Annotated in this window: 25 protein-coding genes; all 25 read left to right on the plus strand. The window is 41.1% G+C overall.

The genetic code is table 11. The features are described 5' to 3' along the window. The first annotated feature begins 34 nt into the window (after window positions 1-34). The 25 genes from MHB69_RS07585 (at window position 35) to fliF (ending at window position 22,145) form a co-directional block, all read left to right on the plus strand. On the plus strand, window positions 35-367 hold the full coding sequence (locus MHB69_RS07585; RefSeq protein ID WP_012009935.1) for a putative DNA-binding protein: 333 nt from the start codon (window positions 35-37) through the stop codon (window positions 365-367). A gap of 13 nt (window positions 368-380) precedes the next feature. Beyond that, a complete protein-coding gene (gene ffh, locus MHB69_RS07590) occupies window positions 381-1,721 on the plus strand; it encodes a signal recognition particle protein (RefSeq protein WP_034281763.1) in 1,341 nt (446 codons plus the stop codon). Between the two features lie 105 nt (window positions 1,722-1,826). Further along, window positions 1,827-2,099: a 30S ribosomal protein S16 gene (gene rpsP / locus MHB69_RS07595; RefSeq protein ID WP_008344841.1), complete on the plus strand. Its 273-nt coding sequence runs from the start codon at window positions 1,827-1,829 to the stop codon at window positions 2,097-2,099. After that, window positions 2,099-2,344 carry a KH domain-containing protein gene (locus MHB69_RS07600; protein ID WP_024424192.1) on the plus strand — a complete coding sequence of 82 codons (246 nt, stop codon included), beginning with the start codon at window positions 2,099-2,101 and terminating at the stop codon, window positions 2,342-2,344. Before rpsP ends, MHB69_RS07600 begins: the two co-directional genes overlap by 1 nt. 103 nt (window positions 2,345-2,447) lie before the next feature. Then, window positions 2,448-2,834: a YlqD family protein gene (locus MHB69_RS07605; protein ID WP_024424191.1), complete on the plus strand. Its 387-nt coding sequence runs from the start codon at window positions 2,448-2,450 to the stop codon at window positions 2,832-2,834. Window positions 2,835-2,842: 8 nt separating this feature from the next. Next, entirely contained in the window at window positions 2,843-3,367 is a 525-nt protein-coding gene (gene rimM / locus MHB69_RS07610; protein WP_024424190.1) for a ribosome maturation factor RimM, read from the plus strand. Further along, window positions 3,364-4,098, plus strand: a complete 735-nt coding sequence (gene trmD, locus MHB69_RS07615) for a tRNA (guanosine(37)-N1)-methyltransferase TrmD (RefSeq protein ID WP_024424189.1) — start codon at window positions 3,364-3,366, stop codon at window positions 4,096-4,098. The genes rimM and trmD overlap by 4 nt, the downstream gene beginning before the upstream one ends. Before the next feature lie 137 nt (window positions 4,099-4,235). Next, window positions 4,236-4,583 (plus strand): 50S ribosomal protein L19, encoded by a 348-nt coding sequence (rplS, locus tag MHB69_RS07620; RefSeq protein WP_008354510.1) that lies wholly within the window; start codon window positions 4,236-4,238, stop codon window positions 4,581-4,583. Window positions 4,584-4,673: 90 nt separating this feature from the next. Then, a complete protein-coding gene (ylqF, locus tag MHB69_RS07625) occupies window positions 4,674-5,522 on the plus strand; it encodes a ribosome biogenesis GTPase YlqF (RefSeq protein ID WP_034281765.1) in 849 nt (282 codons plus the stop codon). A gap of 76 nt (window positions 5,523-5,598) precedes the next feature. After that, complete coding sequence (locus MHB69_RS07630; protein WP_211042774.1) at window positions 5,599-6,363, plus strand: ribonuclease HII; 765 nt, start codon at window positions 5,599-5,601, stop codon at window positions 6,361-6,363. Window positions 6,364-6,389: 26 nt separating this feature from the next. After that, the gene (locus tag MHB69_RS07635; RefSeq protein ID WP_342496127.1) at window positions 6,390-8,129 is read left to right on the plus strand and encodes a glycosyltransferase; all 1,740 of its coding nucleotides are present in this window, start codon (window positions 6,390-6,392) and stop codon (window positions 8,127-8,129) included. Beyond that, complete coding sequence (locus tag MHB69_RS07640; RefSeq protein WP_003211418.1) at window positions 8,126-8,401, plus strand: FlhB-like flagellar biosynthesis protein; 276 nt, start codon at window positions 8,126-8,128, stop codon at window positions 8,399-8,401. The genes MHB69_RS07635 and MHB69_RS07640 overlap by 4 nt, the downstream gene beginning before the upstream one ends. Before the next feature lie 176 nt (window positions 8,402-8,577). Next, on the plus strand, window positions 8,578-9,738 hold the full coding sequence (gene sucC, locus MHB69_RS07645) for an ADP-forming succinate--CoA ligase subunit beta (protein WP_024426972.1): 1,161 nt from the start codon (window positions 8,578-8,580) through the stop codon (window positions 9,736-9,738). A 22-nt stretch (window positions 9,739-9,760) separates the two neighbouring features. Continuing rightward, window positions 9,761-10,663, plus strand: coding sequence for a succinate--CoA ligase subunit alpha (sucD, locus tag MHB69_RS07650; protein WP_007499624.1), 903 nt, complete (start codon window positions 9,761-9,763; stop codon window positions 10,661-10,663). 63 nt (window positions 10,664-10,726) lie between these two features. Next, entirely contained in the window at window positions 10,727-11,629 is a 903-nt protein-coding gene (gene dprA / locus MHB69_RS07655; RefSeq protein ID WP_070325815.1) for a DNA-processing protein DprA, read from the plus strand. Between the two features lie 193 nt (window positions 11,630-11,822). Then, window positions 11,823-13,898 carry a type I DNA topoisomerase gene (gene topA, locus MHB69_RS07660; RefSeq protein WP_041108973.1) on the plus strand — a complete coding sequence of 692 codons (2,076 nt, stop codon included), beginning with the start codon at window positions 11,823-11,825 and terminating at the stop codon, window positions 13,896-13,898. Between the two features lie 70 nt (window positions 13,899-13,968). Then, window positions 13,969-15,273, plus strand: a complete 1,305-nt coding sequence (gene trmFO / locus MHB69_RS07665) for an FADH(2)-oxidizing methylenetetrahydrofolate--tRNA-(uracil(54)-C(5))-methyltransferase TrmFO (RefSeq protein WP_024424183.1) — start codon at window positions 13,969-13,971, stop codon at window positions 15,271-15,273. 62 nt (window positions 15,274-15,335) lie between these two features. After that, window positions 15,336-16,253: a tyrosine recombinase XerC gene (gene xerC, locus MHB69_RS07670; protein ID WP_034281771.1), complete on the plus strand. Its 918-nt coding sequence runs from the start codon at window positions 15,336-15,338 to the stop codon at window positions 16,251-16,253. A 14-nt stretch (window positions 16,254-16,267) separates the two neighbouring features. Then, window positions 16,268-16,813, plus strand: coding sequence for an ATP-dependent protease subunit HslV (gene hslV / locus MHB69_RS07675; RefSeq protein WP_034281773.1), 546 nt, complete (start codon window positions 16,268-16,270; stop codon window positions 16,811-16,813). 16 nt (window positions 16,814-16,829) lie between these two features. Further along, on the plus strand, window positions 16,830-18,230 hold the full coding sequence (hslU, locus tag MHB69_RS07680) for an HslU--HslV peptidase ATPase subunit (protein ID WP_024424180.1): 1,401 nt from the start codon (window positions 16,830-16,832) through the stop codon (window positions 18,228-18,230). A 34-nt stretch (window positions 18,231-18,264) separates the two neighbouring features. Continuing rightward, on the plus strand, window positions 18,265-19,044 hold the full coding sequence (codY, locus tag MHB69_RS07685) for a GTP-sensing pleiotropic transcriptional regulator CodY (RefSeq protein ID WP_007499612.1): 780 nt from the start codon (window positions 18,265-18,267) through the stop codon (window positions 19,042-19,044). Window positions 19,045-19,332: 288 nt separating this feature from the next. Continuing rightward, window positions 19,333-19,722, plus strand: a complete 390-nt coding sequence (flgB, locus tag MHB69_RS07690) for a flagellar basal body rod protein FlgB (RefSeq protein WP_012009952.1) — start codon at window positions 19,333-19,335, stop codon at window positions 19,720-19,722. Beyond that, a complete protein-coding gene (gene flgC, locus MHB69_RS07695) occupies window positions 19,722-20,174 on the plus strand; it encodes a flagellar basal body rod protein FlgC (RefSeq protein WP_024424179.1) in 453 nt (150 codons plus the stop codon). The genes flgB and flgC overlap by 1 nt, the downstream gene beginning before the upstream one ends. A gap of 11 nt (window positions 20,175-20,185) precedes the next feature. Beyond that, window positions 20,186-20,503, plus strand: coding sequence for a flagellar hook-basal body complex protein FliE (gene fliE, locus MHB69_RS07700; RefSeq protein WP_034281774.1), 318 nt, complete (start codon window positions 20,186-20,188; stop codon window positions 20,501-20,503). 49 nt (window positions 20,504-20,552) lie between these two features. Further along, window positions 20,553-22,145: a flagellar basal-body MS-ring/collar protein FliF gene (gene fliF, locus MHB69_RS07705; protein ID WP_024424177.1), complete on the plus strand. Its 1,593-nt coding sequence runs from the start codon at window positions 20,553-20,555 to the stop codon at window positions 22,143-22,145. Window positions 22,146-22,152: the final 7 nt, after the last annotated feature.

A 22,152-nucleotide genomic window follows, 5' to 3' on the forward strand; every position in this document is an offset into this window, starting at 1 on the left:
AAAGGGAATGAACTTAACAAAGGGGAGAGAGCCCATGACGCTTGAAAAAACAACGAGAATGAATTACTTGTTTGACTTCTATCAATCGTTGTTGACCGCAAAGCAAAAGAGCTACATGTCGCTTTACTACCTAGACGATTTTTCCCTCGGTGAAATTGCGGATGAATATGAAGTATCAAGGCAGGCTGTTTATGATAATATTAAACGGACTGAAGCGATGCTTGAACAATATGAAGAAAAGCTGCTCTTGTTTAAGAAATTTAAAGAGCGTAAAGAACTTCTCAAAAAAATGAGAGAGCTTGTAGCTGATTCTGCGCAAACAGAAGAAGCAGAAGCTTTAATTGAATCGCTTGAGAAATTAGATTAGGAGGCGGCACAGTATGGCATTTGAAGGATTAGCCGACCGACTGCAGCAGACGATTTCAAAAATCCGCGGCAAAGGAAAAGTGTCAGAACAAGATGTAAAAGAAATGATGCGCGAGGTACGCCTTGCCCTTCTTGAAGCTGACGTCAATTTTAAAGTAGTCAAAGACTTTGTGAAAAAAGTAAGTGAGCGGGCAGTTGGACAAGAGGTCATGAAAAGCCTTACCCCTGGACAGCAGGTCATTAAAGTTGTAAAAGAAGAACTCACTGAATTAATGGGCGGAGAAGAGAGTAAGATCGCTGTAGCGAAAAAATCTCCAACAGTCATTATGATGGTTGGTCTTCAAGGGGCAGGTAAAACAACCACAACAGGGAAGCTTGCCAATTTACTTCGCAAAAAACATAATCGCAAGCCGATGATGGTAGCTGCTGATATTTACCGACCAGCAGCGATCCAGCAGCTTCAAACGCTTGGGAAACAGCTTGATATGCCGGTGTTTTCATTAGGTGATCAAGTCAGCCCTGTCGAAATTGCCAAACAGGCAATTGAAAAAGCGAAAGAAGAACACCATGATTATGTCATTTTAGATACAGCAGGACGTCTTCATATCGATGAAGAATTAATGGATGAACTTCAGCAAGTAAAAGAAGTAGCAAATCCAGAAGAAATTTTCCTAGTTGTTGACTCTATGACAGGTCAAGATGCGGTCAATGTCGCGAAAAGCTTTAATGAACAGCTTGGTTTAACAGGTGTCGTTCTAACAAAACTAGACGGTGATACAAGAGGCGGTGCAGCACTTTCTATTCGAGCTGTCACCAACACGCCGATTAAATTCGCTGCGCTAGGAGAAAAGCTTGATGCGATTGAACCATTCCATCCGGAGCGGATGGCATCAAGAATTCTTGGCATGGGAGATGTGCTCACGCTGATTGAAAAAGCACAGGCAAACGTCGACCAAGATAAAGCGAAAGAGCTTGAGCAAAAAATGCGGACAATGAGCTTCACGCTCGATGATTTCCTCGAGCAGCTTGGCCAAGTTCGGAATATGGGTCCACTTGATGAACTGATCCAAATGATGCCGGGAGCCGGTAAAATGAAAGGGCTCAAAAACGTCCAAGTAGACGAAAAGCAGCTCAATCATATCGAAGCGATCATTAAATCAATGACGACCGAGGAAAAAGAACAGCCAGAGGTCATCAATGCAAGCCGAAGAAAACGGATTGCAAAAGGAAGCGGAACATCTGTACAGGAAGTCAATCGCCTTTTAAAGCAATTTGATGAAATGAAAAAGATGATGAAGCAAATGACCAACATGTCCAAAGGAAAGAAAAAGGGCTTTAAATTACCATTTATGTAATTGGTTATACATGATAAAACCGTTGTTAAGAAAAAACACTTTACAAACCCTTTTATCATTGTTAATATACTATCTTGTTGAAATATTTTCGGAGGTGCTAGTAAAATGGCAGTAAAAATTCGTTTAAAACGTATGGGAGCAAAAAAATCTCCTTTCTATCGTATTGTTGTAGCAGATTCTCGTTCACCACGTGACGGTCGTTTCATTGAAACAGTTGGAACTTACAACCCAGTGGTATCACCAGCTGAGGTGAAAATCAACGAAGAATTAGCGCTTAAATGGCTTCAAAATGGTGCGAAACCATCTGATACAGTTCGCAATCTTTTCTCAAGCCAAGGAATTCTTGAAAAATTTCATAATGCGAAAAACAGCAAATAATGAATGAGCTGTCCTTGGAAGAATTGATTGTGTCCATCGTCGAGCCACTTGTTGATTTCCCTGAAGATATTCACGTATCTTCATTAGAAAAAGATGAGCAGGTGATTTACACACTGTCTGTCAATGCTGAAGATACCGGAAAAGTGATCGGAAAGCAGGGACGTACAGCAAAAGCGATACGAACAGTCATTTTTGCAGCAAGTGCAGAGTCTTCTAAGAAAGTTCAACTTGAGATTGCTGACTAAAAAGGGAGAGGGCTTAGGACCTCCCCTTTTTTTACACGTTTAAATCTATTTTTCGTTATACTGTAGAGGACAAATGCCTTCGGATAGGGGGACAAAAAGGAAGATGCAGATCATTCAACATGTCACCGTGATGCAAGTATTAACTGAAAGCAGTAAGGACAAACTGTTAACGACTTTTTTGGAGAAAAAAGAAAGACTAGAACGTGAATGCAATCAACTATATTTTCAACTAAAAAAACATGAAAAAGAACCACATCAGCAAGAAGCCATCCCTCAATTTCAAAAAGCGATCGATAAAAGGCAAGAGAAGATCCGGCAAATTGATTTTCAAGTAGAGCAGCTGCATATTTTGCCGCTTGGAAGTGAAATGAAAGAAACAGAAGTGGATGCACTGGTTGAAGTAAAAATAGGTGATAAATGGGATGACAAGATGCAAGATAATGTCATCGTCGTGAAAGACGGCACCATTGTGGAAATACGTCAGGGGTGATTGAGAACATGGAGCTAGAATGGTTGAATGTGGGAAAGATCGTCAATACACACGGAGTGCGCGGAGAAGTACGCGTCGTGTCAAAGACGGATTTCCCAGAAGAGCGCTACAAAAAGGGAAGCGTCCTCTATATTTTTAAGCAAGGTCAAAGCGAGCCGCTGAAAGTGACTGTCGCATCGCATCGCCAGCACAAACAGTTTGATTTGCTCACATTTGAAGAAATCAACTCATTAAATGAAGCAGAGCATTTGAAAGAATCAATCTTAAAGGTAGAAAAAGAACATCTTGGGTCATTAGACGAAGGAGAATTTTATTTCCACCAAATCATCGGCTGTGAAGTATACGATGAAGAGGACAAGCTGATCGGCCAAATCAAAGAAATCCTTACGCCAGGGGCAAATGATGTGTGGGTGGTTGGAAGAAAAGGCAAAAAAGATGCCCTCATTCCATATATACCATCTGTCGTCAAAAAGATCGATATCTCATCCAAAACCGTACACATTGAAGTGATGGAAGGACTTATTGACGAATGAAAATCGATTTCTTAACCCTTTTTCCTGAAATGTTCGAAGGTGTGCTTCACTCATCGATCTTAAAAAAAGCACAGGAGAAAGAAGCTGTCTCATTTCAAGTCGTCAATTTTAGAGAGTATTCGGATCATAAGCATAAAACAGTGGATGACTATCCGTATGGCGGCGGTGCTGGTATGGTACTGAAAGCGCAGCCCGTCTTTGATGCGGTAGAAGATTTAACGAAGAAAGCAAGCACGAAACCCCGAATCATTCTTGTCTGTCCTCAAGGGGAAAGATATACACAAAAGAAAGCAGAAGAACTTGCAAAAGAAGAGCATCTTATGTTCATTTGCGGCCACTATGAAGGCTACGATGAGCGCATCAGGGAGCATCTTGTCACAGATGAGATCTCAATCGGAGATTTCGTCCTCACAGGCGGAGAGCTGCCAGCGATGATGATTGCAGACAGTGTGGTCAGGCTTTTGCCTCATGTGCTTGGAAAAGAAGCGTCTCACATCGAAGATTCATTCAGTACAGGTCTGCTTGAGCACCCGCACTATACAAGGCCGGCGGATTATAAAGGACTAAAAGTGCCGGATGTGCTCCTCTCTGGAAATCATGCCAAAATTGAAGAGTGGCGGCGCAAAGAATCCTTGAAGCGAACCTATACAAGACGGCCAGATTTGATCGATTCTTGCAAAACATTAACGGATGAAGAAAAAAGATGGCTTTGGCAGCTTCATAATGACTAGATTGTATTGCACACGGCATAGAGGTATGATATGATACTACTTGTGACTTGGACGGCTTGCTGATCCAAGTTTGAAAACGATGTTCCGCTGCAATGAAGAAAGAGGACATGAGCATCTGTTGGAAGGAGTTGAAAACGATGCAACATTTGATTGAAGAAATCACAAAAGAACAATTACGCACTGATCTTCCTGCGTTCCGTCCTGGTGACACTTTACGTGTACATGTTAAAGTTGTCGAGGGTACTCGTGAGCGTATCCAGATCTTTGAAGGTGTTGTAATTAAGCGTCGTGGTGGTGGAATCAGCGAAACTTTCACAGTTCGTAAGATCTCTTACGGTGTAGGCGTTGAGCGTACATTCCCTGTACACACACCAAAAATCGCTAAGATCGAAGTTGTACGTCACGGTAAGGTACGTCGTGCGAAACTTTACTACCTACGTGAACTTCGCGGTAAAGCGGCTCGTATCAAAGAAATCAGACGATAATGATATCAAAGGAAAGAGCTTGTTACCTGTAACAGGCTCTTTTTTTGTACAATGTATAGAGATAACAGGTAGAAGAAAGAAGGTGCACATATGACGATTCAATGGTTTCCAGGCCATATGGCAAAAGCAAGACGTGAAGTCACAGAAAAATTAAAACTCATCGACATCGTATTTGAATTAACCGATGCAAGAATTCCGATGTCCTCTAGAAACCCAATGATCGAAGAAATCCTTCAAAACAAACCCAAAATCATGCTCTTAAACAAAGCAGATAAAGCAGATCCTCGTATGACAAAGGAGTGGCAGGCGCATTTTGAGCAGCAAGGCGTTCGGTCACTTGCCATTAACTCTGTCGATGGACAAGGGTTAAATCAGATCATCACGGCTTCAAAAGAAATTTTAAAAGAAAAATTCGACCGCATGAAAGCAAAAGGCGTCAAACCACGTGCCATTCGAGCACTGATTATCGGGATTCCCAACGTCGGCAAATCGACCTTAATCAATCGTTTAGCAAAAAAGAACATTGCCAAAACAGGAGACCGGCCTGGTATTACGACATCACAGCAATGGGTGAAGGTAGGGAAAGAACTAGAACTGCTTGATACCCCTGGAATCCTCTGGCCAAAGTTTGAAGATGAGCAGGTAGGACTCAGGCTTGCGGTGACTGGAGCGATCAAAGATTCGATCATCAACTTACAGGATGTCGCTGTGTATGCACTTCGTTTTCTAGAAGAGAATTACCCGGAGCGATTAAAAAAACGCTATGACCTAGCGGAGATACCTGAAGATACGGTTGAGCTGTTTGATGCAATTGGCACTAAGCGCGGCTGTCTAATGAGCGGGGGATTCATAAACTATGACAAAACCACCGAAATCATTATTCGGGATATTCGAACAGAAAAATTTGGTCCCCTCACATTTGAGAAGCCTGAAAGCTAAAAGACACGCAGCTCATGCGGGTCTTTATTTTTTGCGAAAAACTGCCGATATAAAGAAGGAGGCTGCGAAAAAGCCTATGTACACGGTGAAGCAAATAAAAGAACTAATAGAAAAGCATGCAGGCGACGAGTCATACATTCGCGAGCTTGTGAAAGATGATACGAGAAAAAGTGTCCAAAAACTGATAGAAAAATGGCGCAAAGAGAGAGAAAAGCAGCAAGCACTTCACGCAGCATGGCATGACATGCTGCAATTTGAAAACAAAGCAAAGGCGCAGGGATACACATGTATTGCTGGAATAGATGAAGCAGGAAGAGGACCGCTTGCCGGCCCAGTTGTGGCAGCAGCCGTTATATTAAAGGAAGAGACAGTCCTGCTCGGTTTAAACGACTCAAAGCAATTATCTGAGAAAAAAAGATTGGCTTATTATGATTTAATTCAAAAAGAAGCACTTGATATCGGAATCGGCATTGTTGATGCGGCTACGATCGATCAAATCAATATTTATGAAGCATCAAGACTGGCGATGGTAAGAGCTGTAGAGCAGTTAACTCATACACCTGATTATCTACTCATAGATGCCATGACACTCCCGCTTTCTACCCACCAAGAGAATATCATCAAAGGAGATGCAAAAAGTGCATCCATTGCAGCAGGTGCATGTATTGCGAAGGTGACAAGGGATCAGATGATGGAAGAGTACGGGCGTAAATATCCTGAGTATCAATTTGAAAAACATAAAGGGTACGGAACGAAAGAGCACCTGGCTGCGATTCAAACACATGGTGCTACCCCAATCCACCGATTATCGTTTGCGCCGGTGAAATCTGTTATATCATAAATTTTAATCTAAGGAGGCTGCCTGTGATGACAAGAGTTGAGGACATACATACAGCACTGAATAGCCGGCTGAATACGGCCGAATCGGTTCCATTAAACACCGAAGGGAAGGATAATGTTCATCGGCTGATTCTCGGCAAGGTACTAAAAATGCTTGGAGATGATACAGCCCTTGTTCAAATAGGCTCAACGAAAATAAAAGCACAGCTGGCGGCTCAGCTTAAAGCAGACGTGTTTTATTGGTTCCAATTTGTACAAGAGGGTGGAGGCAGCCTCAATAAACTAAGACCCGTTCAGCAATTTGATCAAGATCCTAAGACATTAAAGGATGCAGCAGCCAAACTATTAGAAGGTCTCTCACTGAAAAATGGGATTGAAAACATGCTGACGGCTACAGCTTTTTTAAAGGAAAAGCCGGTCATCAACGAAGGAGAGTTAAAAACGGCAGTGAAGTGGATCGAACAGCTTCAAGGAGCTGATGTGAAGAAAGGGCTCCAGGCACTTCTCTTTGCTTTAAAGAAAGATTTACCGATCCAGCAAGGGGTGCTTCAATCTATTTTAGCCGTAAAATCATCCTCTGCCCTTCACCAGGATATAACAGCGCTATTAAATCAATTAACACAGCTTCCGAAGCACACAGATGCCACACAGACCCTTATACAAGCCGTTCGGTCAGTTGTAGATGCAGAGACAGCCGTCCATGCAGAAAAGCTCTTATCGGTCCTTCTAGCAGCGAGAGAAGGCGTGGCGAAGCAAGACGGCAATTCACCAATAACGACTCCGCTCAATCCGTCTCAGCAAAAAGAAAATAGTCTTGCCTCAATTGTTCAAGAGCGTCAGCCGTCCCAAGTTCTTCAGACAAACGTGCAGCAGCAGTCAACAAGTCCAACAGCGCTGCAAATTCCGCTTCAGCAAATTGAGCGGATACTGACAAGCTTGATGAAACAAGGTGCAGACGGGCAGCAAGAGCCTAACTTAAAACAGCTCACAGCATTGCTTCAAGGACTCCAGCAGGCAGGATCTCAGCCTGACGCAAAAGGAGCTGTGCTTCAAAAAGAGTTTCCCTTCCTGTCAAAAAGAGAGGCAAAAGCTTTGGCCCAGGTGGTGCAGCAGACTGAACCAACATTAAGCAATAAAACTGATGTGCTCGATTTACTTATGACGATGAAAAAGGCAATTGGTGTACGTGATGAAATCGGTATGCTGAAACTGCTCGAAAAAGGCAGCCAGGATGTCAAAAGTCAGGAGCTGCACCAATTAAAGCTTGTGCTGAATGATGTGAAGCAGGCGGATTTACCAGAGCCCATTAAAAAAGAAGTGGATCAATTATTTCATAGATTGAATGGGCAGTTATTTGTGCAGCAGGAGAACCAAACCGTCAGTCAAATGATGGTTTCCTATCCTCTTTTCTCAAAACATAGTGTTCAAGATTTAACCTTTATACTAAAGGGACATAAGAAAAAAGATGGCTCTATTGATATTTCTCAGTGCCGCCTGATGTTTTATCTAAACATGGAAAACCTTGAAGAAACCTTAATAGACTGTACGATTCAGCAAAAGGTCATGTCCATTACTGTCGAGACAGCCCATGAACTGCAAGGAACCATTAATCCTATGATTCCGGCTGTTCGGGAGAATTTAAATGCTCTAGGATACAGTTTAACGGGAATTACAGCGAAAAAGAGACAAGAGCCAGTAGATCCGTCTCAATTTCTAGATGAACACTTTCATAAAATCAGCGAGAAAGGGCTGGACTTACGAGTATGAAGGATTCAAAACCGCTTAGAAGAGCGGTCGCTCTGCATTACGATGAAGAAAAACAAAAAGCGCCAAAAGTCGTTGCAACAGGCAGCGGCTATGTGGCAGATCATATTATTGAAGAAGCAAAAAAGTCGGGAGTCCCAATCCAGGAAGACCGTAATTTAGTCGAACTCATGCGCCACTTAACATTAGATGAGGAGATCCCCGAAGCGTTATACGATACTGTAGCAGAAATTTTTTCGTTTATCTACAGATTAGATCAAAAAATGAAAAAATAAGGTAAAAAAAGCGATTTGGCTGAAAAATTTATATTTTTAATAAAATAAAAGTTTGAATGTTTAGAAGGATTTTACGATTTTACATAGAACCCTAGACATTCTCTTTTTTATTCTTTAAAATGAAAGCGCAGTCTATTTTATAATTTTTGTTTCTACATATGTTGGGAGGATGGGAAATGAATATCCATGAGTACCAAGGAAAAGAAATCCTAAGAAAATATGGGGTTTCAGTTCCAAATGGTAAAGTAGCATTTACACCTGATGAAGCAGTGAAAGCATCAGAAGAGCTAGGGAGCTCTGTATATGTCGTAAAAGCACAGATTCATGCAGGCGGCCGTGGTAAAGCAGGCGGGGTAAAAATTGCAAAAACGAAAGATGAAGTGAAAGGGTTTGCAGAGGAATTGCTCGGCAAGACACTTGTCACACATCAAACAGGGCCTGAAGGGCGCGAAATAAAACGCTTACTTATTGAAGAAGGCTGCGATATTCAAAAGGAATACTATGTTGGACTAGTTTTGGACAGAGCGACATCAAGAATTGTATTGATGGCATCTGAAGAAGGCGGTACTGAAATTGAAGAAGTAGCAGAAAAAACGCCAGAAAAAATCGTCAAAGTGGTCATCGACCCAGCGATTGGCCTGCAAGGCTATCAGGCGAGAGAAGTAGCATTTAAAATTAATATTCCAACAAAATTAGTTGGCCAAGCTGTTAAGTTTATGACAAGCCTTTACAATGCGTTTATTGAAAAAGATTGTTCAATTGCTGAGATTAATCCACTTGTTGTAACAGGCGATGGAAAAGTCATGGCACTTGATGCAAAATTAAACTTTGATAGCAATGCCTTATATAGACAAAAAGATATATTAGAATACCGTGACCTTGATGAAGAGGATCCAAAAGAAATTGAAGCATCTAAATATGACTTAAGCTACATTTCTTTAGATGGAAATATTGGCTGTATGGTCAATGGAGCAGGACTTGCGATGTCTACAATGGATATCATCAAGCATTACGGCGGGGACCCTGCAAACTTCCTAGATGTTGGCGGCGGTGCAACAGCTGAAAAAGTAACGGAAGCATTTAAAATCATCTTATCTGATCAAAATGTCAAAGGGATTTTCGTGAACATTTTTGGCGGCATCATGAAATGTGATGTGATTGCAGAAGGTGTTGTTGAAGCGACGAAACAGGTCGGCTTAACATTACCACTTGTTGTACGTCTTGAAGGAACAAACGTTGAATTAGGGAAGAAAATCCTGAGTGATTCAGGCTTAAATATCACTTCTGCTGAGTCTATGGCTGACGGGGCAGAAAAGATTGTATCTTTAGTCAAGTAGAGCAGAAAGGCAGGGAACCTAAATGAGTGTATTTATTAATAAAAATACGAGAGTAATTGTTCAGGGGATTACCGGTTCAACCGCATTGTTCCATACAAAACAAATGATTGAGTACGGAACAAATATCGTTGGCGGTGTCACACCTGGAAAAGGTGGAACTGAAGTAGAAGGAGTTCCTGTATTTAATACTGTATCTGAAGCAGTGCAGACAACTGGAGCGAACGCTTCTGTTATCTATGTACCAGCACCATTTGCGGCAGATGCCATTTTAGAGGCTGTTGACGCAGAAGTCGATCTCGTCATTTGTATCACTGAACATATTCCAGTGCTTGACATGGTCAAAGTGAAACGGTATATGGAAGGGAAAAAGACAAGACTAGTTGGGCCAAACTGCCCAGGTGTCATCACACCTGAAGAATGTAAAATTGGTATCATGCCTGGCTACATTCATAAAAAAGGTCATGTGGGTGTTGTTTCTCGTTCTGGAACGCTTACATATGAAGCGGTACATCAGCTTTCAGAAGCTGGTGTTGGACAATCGACAGCTGTAGGAATCGGGGGAGACCCGGTAAATGGGACAAACTTTATTGATGTTTTAAAAGCATTCAATGAAGATCCTGAAACGCATGCTGTGATTATGATCGGTGAAATCGGCGGTACGGCTGAAGAAGAAGCAGCTGAATGGGTAAAAGCAAATATGACTAAGCCGGTCGTTGGCTTTATTGGCGGTAAAACGGCGCCTCCAGGAAAACGTATGGGACATGCTGGTGCCATTATTTCTGGTGGTAAAGGAACAGCTGATGAAAAGGTAAAAACAATGCGTGAATGTGGAATTGAAGTGGCAGAAACACCATCTGTCATGGGAGAAACGTTGATTAAAGTATTAAAAGAGAAGAATCTCTTCGAAGCTTGTAAAACGCATTAATGACACAAGAAGACTTGTTCTTTGGCAAGTCTTCTTCTTTCTATCTTAAACTGGAGGAATGGTATGTACAACGTGTCCGAAAGAATGATTTTTCACCGCTTAAAAGGCCTCATCTCACCCTCATTATTAACAAAATGGTGGAAAGTCGATCCTGAGCTATATATAAATGAAGAAACACATCATTTTAAACAGGATCGAGCATTACAAACGATCGACCTTACCCGCTTAAAACAAGCTGAAGAAAATGAATTCCCCATTTTTCAACACATCGTTCAAGCCTATTTAAAGCAAAACATTCACATGATTCCCATCACATCACCCTTATATCCCAGCACACTAAAAAATATTTATGATCCTCCCCCTGTGTTATTCCTAAAAGGAAACGTATCATATTTAAATGAAGAAAAAAGTTTAGGTGTAGTCGGCACGCGAGTTCCATCGTCTTATGGAGAAGCATGTGTGAAGAAAATTGTTGGTGAGCTTGTAAAGGAAGATTGGATGATTGTCAGTGGTTTAGCTAAAGGAATTGATGGACTTGCACATAAAGAGTGCATCAGGAAAAAAGGAAAAACGATCGGCATTATAGCAGGCGGTTTTCAGCATTTATACCCAAAAGAGCATGAGCAAATGGCTCAATACATGGGCGAGCATCATTTGCTTTTGTCAGAGCACCCTCCTTATGTCAAACCAGAAAAGTGGCATTTTCCAATGAGAAATCGTTTAATTAGTGCACTGACGAAAGGAACAATCGTGATACAGTGCAAAGAAAAGAGCGGTTCTCTTATTACAGCCTATCAAGCACTTGAGCAAGGAAAAGAGGTATTTGCGGTTGCTGGATCCATCTTTGATCCTAATTCCACAGGTCCGGCAAGACTCATTCAGCAGGGAGCAAAGCTTGTTCATTCAACAAAAGATATTTTAGAGGAATTCTCCTTCCGCAGCGTTCAATATACTGAACCATCATAAAAATATCGTTTGACAAAAGACATCGGAATATTTAATAATAGTGAGGATTTAAGTTTACACTTTGTTTTTCGTGTTTATAATGATGTTCATCATAAAGAATTTTTAATGATTGCCTGTTAGATAGGTGCAATTAACATAAATATGAATTGTGAAATGTATAAAGAGAGAACACCTCTTAAGGGGGATTTTGAGTATGGCTGATTATTTAGTCATCGTTGAGTCGCCAGCAAAGGCGAAAACGATTGAGCGTTATTTAGGAAAAAAGTATAAAGTAAAAGCTTCAATGGGGCACGTAAGGGATTTACCGAAAAGTCAGCTCGGTGTTGATACTGAGCATGACTTCGAACCGAGATATATTACGATTCGCGGGAAAGGCCCGGTTTTAAAAGAATTAAAAACAGCGGCGAAAAAAGCAAAAAAAGTCTATCTCGCAGCTGACCCCGATAGAGAGGGAGAAGCGATTGCTTGGCATTTAGCACACAGCCTTGACCTTGACCTCTCTTCTGACTGCCGCGTTGTTTTTAACGAGATTACAAAAGATGCGATTAAGGATTCCTTTAAGCATCCACGTATGATCAATATGGACTTAGTTGATGCGCAGCAGGCAAGACGGATTTTAGATCGTCTCGTTGGGTATAAAATCAGTCCGATTTTATGGAAGAAAGTGAAAAAGGGCTTAAGTGCCGGACGTGTTCAATCAGTTGCACTCCGCCTGATTATTGATCGCGAGAATGAAATTAATGAATTTAAACCAGAAGAATACTGGACTATTGACGGTACATTCCTTAAAGGAAAAGAAAGCTTCGAAGCGAGTTTCTTTGGCCTCAATGGCAAAAAACATCCATTGAAAACAAAAGAAGATGTAAAAGAAATCCTTTCGAAATTAAAAGGAAGCAAATTCTCTGTAGAGAAAGTAACGAAAAAAGAGCGGAAACGTAATCCAGCCGTTCCGTTTACGACTTCTACTTTACAGCAGGAAGCTGCAAGAAAATTAAACTTCCGTGCGAAAAAAACAATGATGATTGCACAGCAATTATATGAAGGAATTGATCTTGGTAAAGAAGGTACAGTCGGTCTCATTACATATATGAGAACGGACTCAACACGTATTTCCAATACGGCAATTGAAGAAGTATCTGCTTTCATTGATCAGACGTACGGCAAGAATTTCTTAAACACAACAAAACGACCGGCCAAAAAGAATGAAAATGCACAAGATGCTCACGAAGCCATCCGCCCGACTTCTACGTTAAGAAAACCGGCAGATGTCAAGCATGTGCTAAGCCGCGATCAGCTTCGTCTGTATAAATTGATTTGGGAACGATTCGTGGCAAGCCAAATGGCGCCGGCTGTTCTTGATACAATGAGTGTGGATCTTGATCATAACGGTCTTACTTTCCGTGCGAATGGCAGTAAAGTGAAATTTCCTGGGTTTATGAAGGTTTATGTGGAAGGAAAGGACGACCAGCTAGAGGAAAAGGACAAAATGCTTCCTGATCTCAAAGAAGGGGATACAGTTCTTTCAAAAGATATCGAACCTGAACAGCACTTCACACAGCCGCCTCCGCGTTACACTGAGGCAAGATTGGTCAAAACACTTGAAGAGCTCGGTATAGGCCGTCCATCTACGTATGCACCAACATTAGATACGATTCAAAAGCGCGGCTATGTCGCACTTGATAATAAACGATTTACTCCGACAGAGCTTGGAGAGATTGTACTCAACTTAATCATTGAATTCTTCCCTGAAATCATTAACGTTGAATTTACAGCGAAAATGGAAAAGGAACTTGATAGTGTTGAAGAAGGTACGATCGAATGGGTTCGTATTATCGACAGCTTCTATCAAGACTTTGCAAAACGGGTAGAAAAAGCTGAAGCAGAGATGCAAGAAGTTGAGATTGAGCCGGAATACGCCGGAGTTGATTGTGAAGAGTGCGGACATCCGATGGTGTACAAAATGGGTCGATACGGTAAGTTCATGGCTTGCTCTAACTTTCCTGACTGCCGTAACACAAAACCAATTGTCAAAGATATCGGTGTCAAATGCCCGTCATGTCATGAAGGAAACATTGTTGAACGAAAATCGAAGAAACGCCGCATTTTTTACGGCTGTGATCGTTTTCCAGAGTGTGAATTCGTCTCTTGGGACAAACCAATTGAAAGAAAGTGTCCAAAATGCGAAAATATGCTTGTAGAGAAAAAGCTGAAAAAAGGCGTTCAAGTTCAATGTGTGAACTGTGATTATAAAGAGGAACAACAAAAATAGCGGTGAGCAGCCTTGTTCACCTGCTTTTTTATGTCATCAAACAGACCTTACGAAATAGGAGAGTTGTACAATGAGTCAATTTGTAAATGTGATCGGAGCCGGTTTAGCTGGAAGTGAAGCAGCATGGCAAATCGCTAAACGAGGCATTAAAGTCAATTTATATGAAATGAGACCTGTGAAACAAACGCCGGCTCACCACACAGATAAATTTGCGGAGCTTGTATGCAGCAACTCACTGCGTGCGAATGCTTTGACAAATGCAGTAGGTGTATTAAAGGAAGAAATGCGTCATTTAGATTCAGCTATTATCGCAGCAGCAGATGAAAGCTCAGTTCCTGCTGGCGGCGCGCTTGCAGTAGACCGTCATGAATTTGCAGCAAACGTGACAGACCGCGTGAAAAATCATCCGAATGTTACTGTCTTTCAAGAAGAGGTGCAGAGCATTCCAGAAGGTCCGACAATTATCGCGACTGGCCCGCTGACATCTGAAGCACTTTCCAAAGAATTAAAATCGTTAACAGGAGAAGAATATCTCTATTTCTACGATGCAGCAGCACCTATTCTAGAGAAAGACAGCATTGATATGGATAAGGTGTACTTGAAATCTCGCTATGACAAAGGAGAAGCTGCTTATTTAAACTGTCCAATGACAGAAGAAGAATTCGATCGTTTTTATGAGGCGCTCATTTCTGCTGAAACTGTACCATTAAAAGAATTTGAAAAAGAAATCTTCTTTGAAGGCTGTATGCCAATTGAAGTCATGGCGAAAAGAGGAAAGAAAACGATGCTGTTTGGTCCGATGAAGCCAGTAGGACTTGAAGATCCGAAAACAGGCAAAAGACCTTACGCTGTTGTTCAATTAAGACAGGATGATGCAGCAGGTACTTTATATAACATCGTTGGCTTCCAGACACATCTGAAGTGGGGCGATCAAAAGGAAGTATTCCGTTTGATTCCAGGTCTTGAAGAAGCAGAGATTGTCCGTTACGGCGTGATGCACCGTAATACATTTATTAACTCGCCAAGCCTTTTAAGACCGACTTATCAGTTTAAAAATAGAGATGATCTATTCTTTGCCGGACAAATGACAGGCGTTGAAGGGTATGTCGAGTCCGCAGCGTCGGGACTAGTGGCTGGTATTAACGCCGCTCGTTTTGTCAAAGGAGAAGAGCTTGTGACACTTCCTGAGGAAACGGCGATTGGCAGTATGGCTCACTACATCACATCGACAAACAAGAAAAGCTTCCAGCCGATGAATGCGAATTTTGGTTTGCTGAAAGATCTAGGAGTTCGAATTAAAAACAAACAAGAACGTTATGCAGAGTACGCTAAGCGTGCAATCGAAACTATTCAAACTATTTCGAAATCTCTGTAGTAAAACATTGCACGGAAAGCAAGATATGTGATACCATTTAAAAGCCTTAAAGAGGTGTAAAAATGACGAATAAACAGCGTCTTGTCCACTTATTCATTGAATATCTGCAAATTGAAAAAAACTATTCAGCTTTAACGATCTCAGGATATACAGAAGCCATTGAAGAGTTTGTCAGATTTATGAACATTCAAGGAATAGACGGTTTTGAAGAGGTATCCTATCAAGATACGAGAATTTATTTAACAGAAGCTTATGAAAAAGGCCTGACAAGAAGAACGATTAGTAAGAAAGTCTCTGCGCTTCGCAGCTTTTATAAATTTCTATTAAGAGAACAGCTTGTGAAAGAAAATCCTTTTTTACTCGTTAGCTTACCAAAGCAGGATAAGCGGATTCCTTCATTTCTGTATGAAGAGGAACTAAAAGAGCTTTTTACAGTTTCTGATGTCAGCACACCACTTGGGCAAAGAAATCAAGCCATTTTAGAACTTCTTTATGCAACAGGTATGAGGGTCAGTGAGTTATGTTCATTAAAAGAATCTGATCTTGATTTATCGATGGATACAGTGCTTGTTCATGGGAAAGGCAGCAAACAGCGGTATGTTCCTTTCGGGTCATATGCTCATGAAGCGCTCATTACTTATTTAGAGGATGGAAGGCAGAAGCTGAAAGCTAAGGGGAAAGACCGTGCTGATACTCATGTGTTTTTGAATCAGCGCGGGACGCCTCTTACAGACAGAGGTGTTCGATTCATTCTCACTGAATTAATGAAAAAGGCGTCAGGTACATTACATATCCATCCTCACATGTTGAGGCACACCTTTGCCACGCATCTCTTAAACGAGGGAGCAGATTTGAGAAGTGTTCAAGAACTTCTCGGTCATTCAAATTTATCATCTACACAGGTGTACACGCATGTATCAAAAGATTCTTTAAGAAACACGTACATGTCTCATCACCCAAGGGCTTTTAAACGATCCTAAAAGGAGGTTTTTTCATGTCATCATTTCATGCAACAACCATCTTTGCCGTTCAACATAAAGGAAAAAGTGCAATGGCTGGCGACGGTCAAGTTACTTTCGGGCAGGCTGTCGTGATGAAACACACAGCAAAAAAAGTGCGCCGTCTTTTCGGAGGCAAGGTGCTTGCAGGTTTTGCAGGTTCAGTAGCAGATGCTTTTACACTCTTTGAAAAGTTTGAAACAAAGCTTGAAGAATATGGTGGTAACTTAAAGCGGGCAGCCGTAGAACTAGCGAAGGAATGGCGAAGTGACAAGATGCTAAGGCAGCTTGAGGCTATGCTCATCGTCATGAATAAAGAAAGTATTTTGCTCGTCTCTGGAACTGGAGAGGTCATTGAACCAGATGATGGGATTTTGGCAATTGGCTCAGGCGGCAACTATGCGCTTAGCGCCGGGAGAGCTCTCAAAACCCATGCAGGTGATCATCTCACAGCGAGAGAAATTGCAAAGGCCGCTCTTGAAACGGCCGGAGAAATCTGTGTCTACACGAACGATCAAATCACTTTAGAAGAGCTTGAATAGAAAGGACATGAGACGTATGGAGAAAAAGCCGTTTACCCCAAGAGAGATAGTTGAAAAGCTTGATCAATACATCATTGGTCAGCTTGATGCGAAAAAAGCAGTGGCGGTGGCTTTAAGAAACCGTTACAGAAGAAGTCTTTTACATGATAAGCTAAAGGATGAAGTCGTTCCTAAAAACATTTTAATGATCGGCCCAACAGGTGTGGGGAAAACAGAAATTGCCCGCAGAATTGCTCGAATTTCTGGTGCGCCTTTTATTAAAGTGGAAGCGACGAAGTTTACTGAAGTGGGTTATGTCGGCCGTGACGTAGAGTCCATGGTGAGAGATTTAGTTGAAACAGCGATTAGACTTGTCAAAGAAGAAAAGATGAAAGATGTTCAAGAAGAAGCAGAAAAACAAGCAAATAAACGTCTTGTTCATTTACTTGTTCCTGGTAAGAAAAAGAGCCAGTCTGTGAAAAATCCTTTTGAGATGCTGTTTGGCGGTTCTGATGAAGATGACCGTGATCGAGATCATTCAAATGAAGAAGTGGAACTCGAATCGACAAGAAAGCGAATCGCTCATCAGCTGGCTATGGGAGAACTTGAAGATCATTACGTCACGATTGAAGTAGAAGAACAGCAGCCTTCCATGTTTGATATGCTTCAAGGCTCGGGTATGGAGCAAATGGGTATGAACATGCAGGATGCGCTCGGCAATCTCATGCCTAAAAAGAAAAAACGCAGAAAGCTGACTGTCAGAGAAGCAAGAAAGGCGTTAACGGCTGAGGAAGCTTCAAAACTGATTGATATGGATGAAGTCAGTCAGGAAGCGGTCTACAAAGCAGAGCAGCAAGGAATTATTTTTATCGATGAAATCGACAAAATTGCCAAAAGCGGTGGTGCATCATCTGCAGATGTTTCTCGTGAAGGGGTTCAGCGTGATATTTTACCGATTGTAGAAGGTTCAACTGTGATGACGAAATATGGTGCCGTTAAAACTGATCATGTGCTGTTTGTTGCAGCAGGTGCATTTCATATGGCAAAGCCATCAGATTTGATTCCGGAGCTTCAGGGACGTTTCCCAATCCGTGTAGAATTAGATAAATTAAGTATAGAAGACTTTGTGAAAATCTTAACGGAACCAGATAATGCATTATTAAAGCAATATAAAGCTTTACTTGAAACAGAAGGTATATCTCTTGAATTTTCTGACGATGCTATTCATAAGATTGCCGAAGTGGCTTATCATGTCAATCAGGAGACAGATAACATCGGTGCAAGAAGGCTTCATACCATACTTGAGAAGCTGCTTGAAGAGCTTTCATTTGAGGCGCCTGATATTACGATGGAGACAGTGACCATTACCCCTCAGTATGTCGAAGAGAAGCTAGGAAAGATTGCAAATAACAAAGATTTAAGTCAATTTATACTTTAACAAATGAATAAAGTAATCTAGGAGGATCATTATTATGGCGTTACTACAAAAAACAAGGATTATTAACTCAATGCTGCAAGATGCAGCGGGGAAACCAGTTAATTTTAAAGAAATGGCAGAAACACTGAGAGATGTCATTGATTCAAACATTTTCGTATTAAGCAGAAGGGGAAAGCTTCTTGGCTACTCCATTAATCAGCAGATCGAAAATGCACGTATGAAAAAAATGCTTGAAGATCGTCAGTTCCCTGAGGAATATACAAAGAGTCTATTCAATGTCCCTGAAACGTCTTCAAACCTTGATATTAACAGTGAATATACAGCTTTCCCGATTGAGAACCGTGACTTATTCCAATCAGGCTTAACAACAATTGTCCCAATTATCGGCGGAGGAGATCGTTTAGGTACGTTAATCCTGTCCCGCTTACAAGATACATTCACAGATGATGATTTAATTCTTGCTGAATACGGGGCAACAGTTGTTGGAATGGAGATTCTTCGCGAGAAAGCAGAAGAAATCGAAGAAGAAGCAAGAAGCAAAGCGGTTGTCCAAATGGCGATTAGCTCTCTTTCATATAGTGAGCTTGAAGCGATTGAGCACATTTTTGAAGAGCTGGATGGAAACGAAGGTCTTCTTGTCGCAAGTAAAATTGCAGATCGTGTAGGGATTACGCGTTCAGTGATCGTAAACGCCTTACGTAAGTTAGAAAGTGCAGGCGTAATCGAATCTCGTTCTCTTGGAATGAAGGGAACGTACATCAAAGTGTTAAACAACAAATTTTTAATTGAACTCGAAAATTTAAAATCTCATTAATCAAAAACCCTTTTTGGCCGAAATAAATGCTGAAAAGGGTTTTTTTATGTGAAAAAATGAGGATTTGTCCGAAAAATGTCACTCTTTTTTCCAAGAAACCCCTTACAAATCTGTAGTGCTTTGAATCTAGGCCTTTATACCTATTCGTAAAATAGATATATATTACGAGTTTTTTTTACATATACATCATAGACTTTAATCCTATTATTTCTTACAATGAACATATGGTTTTACAAATCTCGACATGATTAAATGGAATGAAATACATATGATTGGAGGTATATGGTTTTGGATATATTTTCTGGAACGATAAGCAACCTTGAGAATGCCTTGGGCAGAGCGAATGTTAAGCAAAAAGTCATAAGCAATAATATCGCGAATATAGATACACCGAACTACAAGTCGAAAAACGTCGCATTCCATGACATGCTAAATGATGCGTCAATCAAATTAGATGCTAAAAAAACGTACCAAGGTCACATTGATTTTTCAAAAACAGGGTCTAATTATTCAGTTGTTTCGAGCAACCGTACTTCTTATCAAGAAAACGGAAATAATGTCGATATTGATCAAGAGATGAGTGAACTCGCTAAAAACCAAATTCAGTATAATGCGCTGGTGGAAAGAATGAGCGGGAAATTCAATTCTCTTAAAACAGTTTTGACAGGAGGTAAGTGATGTCGATCTTTTCAGGAGTGAACGCTTCGGCCTCAGCATTAACGGCACAGAGGCTCAGAATGGACGTTGTATCCTCAAACCTTGCAAATATGGATACGACAAGAGCTAAACAGGTTGATGGCAACTGGGAGCCTTATAGACGTAAGCTTGTCACATTACAGCCGTCAGGTGAATCGTTTTCATCTATATTGAACTCAAGTATGAATTCGAGCGGCAAATTAGGAAACGGCGTCAAAGTAACAAAGATTACTGAAGACGAAACTCCATTCAACCTTCAATATGATCCTACAAATCCCGATGCCAATGAAAATGGATATGTTCAAACACCAAATGTCGATCCATTAAAAGAAATGGTCGACCTCATCAGCAGCTCAAGATCATATGAAGCAAACGTGACTGCTCTAAATGCGAATAAAAGCATGCTGATGAAAGCTTTAGAAATAGGAAAGTAAGGTGAAAACAATTGGTTAATGCAATATCTCCTTTCCAGCTTCAAACTGCTCAGCAAGCAAGTGAATTGACGAATGCAACGCCCATTCAGGCGGCTGCACCTAAAAGTCAAACGAATTTCTCTGATGTGCTGAAGAATTCCATTGAGGCATTAAATCAATCACAGCTGAAATCAGACCAGTATACAAATGCGCTTGCACAAGGAAAAGATGTCAATCTCGATGAAGTCATGATTGCTTCACAAAAAGCGAGTGTCACACTCACAGCTGCAACAGAGTTTCGAAATAAAGCAGTCGAAGCGTACCAAGAGATTATGAGAATGCAGATGTAGGAGGTGCTGGTGGACAAAAAAAGACTGAATGGAATGACCGGGGGTTAAGATGAATCGTACTTTAATGCAATTAAGAACAAAAACAGTTGAGTTTTGGCGAAATCGATCAAAATTACAAAAAATACTCATGATTGGCGGCGTTGCTGCCCTAGCAATCATTATTACGGTTGTTAGCATCTTTGCTTCTTCTGAAAAAATGGTTCCGCTCTTTAGAGACTTGTCTGAGGCAGAAGCTGGACAAATCAAACAGGAACTAGATGGCAAAAACGTTAAATCGGAACTTGCAAACAATGGAACAACGATTCTCGTTCCAGAAAAGCAAGCAGATTCTTTAAAAGTAACACTCGCATCCGAAGGGCTCCCTAAGACAGGCAACATTGATTATTCCTTCTTTGCAAACAATTCAGGCTTCGGTTTAACAGATAATGAATTTGATGTTCTGAAAGTAGACGCAACTCAGACAGAACTATCCAATCTGATCAACACAATTGATGGGATTAAAGATTCAAAAGTGATGATTAACCTGCCAAAAGATTCCGTTTTTGTTGGAGAAGAGCAAAGTAATGCATCAGCATCCATAGTGCTGCAAGTTGAGCCGGGCTACACGCTCACACCGCAGCAAGTAAAAGGCCTTTATCATCTTATTTCAAAAAGTGTGCCGAATTTAAAAACAGAAAACATTGTCATTATGGACCAAGATTCCAACTACTACGACTTAAACACCAGCTCCGATTCCTATGCAAGTGGAATGGATGCACAGCAGCAGAAAAAAGAGGAAATCGAAAAGAATCTTCAAAGAAAAATTCAGCAGCTGCTCGGAACAATGATGGGTCAAGATAAAGTGGCTGTATCGGTCACAACAGACATTGATTTTACTGAAGAAAAAAGAAAAGAAGACCTAGTAGAACCTGTTGATAAAGAAAACATGCAGGGGATTGCTGTCAGCGCTGAAAAGATTGCTGAAACTTATTCAGGTAACGGCGCAGCAGCTGGAGGCACCGCTGGAACAGGTGACGATGATGTCACAAATTATCAAGGTGCCGATGGAGCGAATGGAAGCGGAGATTACGAAAAGAGCGAAGATCGCATCAATTATGAAGTCAACCGCATTCATAAAGATATCAAAGAAAGCCCTTATAAAATTAGAGATGTTGGCATTCAAGCATTGGTCGAACCACCAACTGCAAACGATGTAAACTCTTTAACGGCTGAAAGACAAGATGATATCAAAAAGATTCTTTCAACGATCATTAGCACATCGATTGATAAAGAATACACAAATGGTCAAGCGCTCACTCAAGCCGACTTAGATAACAAAATCGTTTTATCTGTATCAAAATTAGACGGTAAACAGCAAACTGCGGCAGATAACCCTTCAAACAATATTCCAATTTGGGTTTATATTGTAGGCGGTGTGCTTCTACTTGCAATTATCGCTCTTATCATTCTTCTTGTACGCAAGCGTAGAAGAGATGAGGAAGAAGAGTTTGAGTTTGATGAACGTACACCAATCGATGTTCCTGATATCGACACTGAACCAGAAACAGAAGAAATGGTGAGAAAAAATCAGCTTGAAAAAATGGCAAAAGAAAAACCAGAAGACTTTGCTAAATTGCTACGCAGCTGGCTGTCCGAGGATTAGGAGGAAT

Origin of the sequence: Bacillus sp. FSL K6-0994 (genome assembly GCF_038630815.1) — a bacterium.
Classification (GTDB): domain Bacteria; phylum Bacillota; class Bacilli; order Bacillales; family Bacillaceae; genus Bacillus; species Bacillus safensis.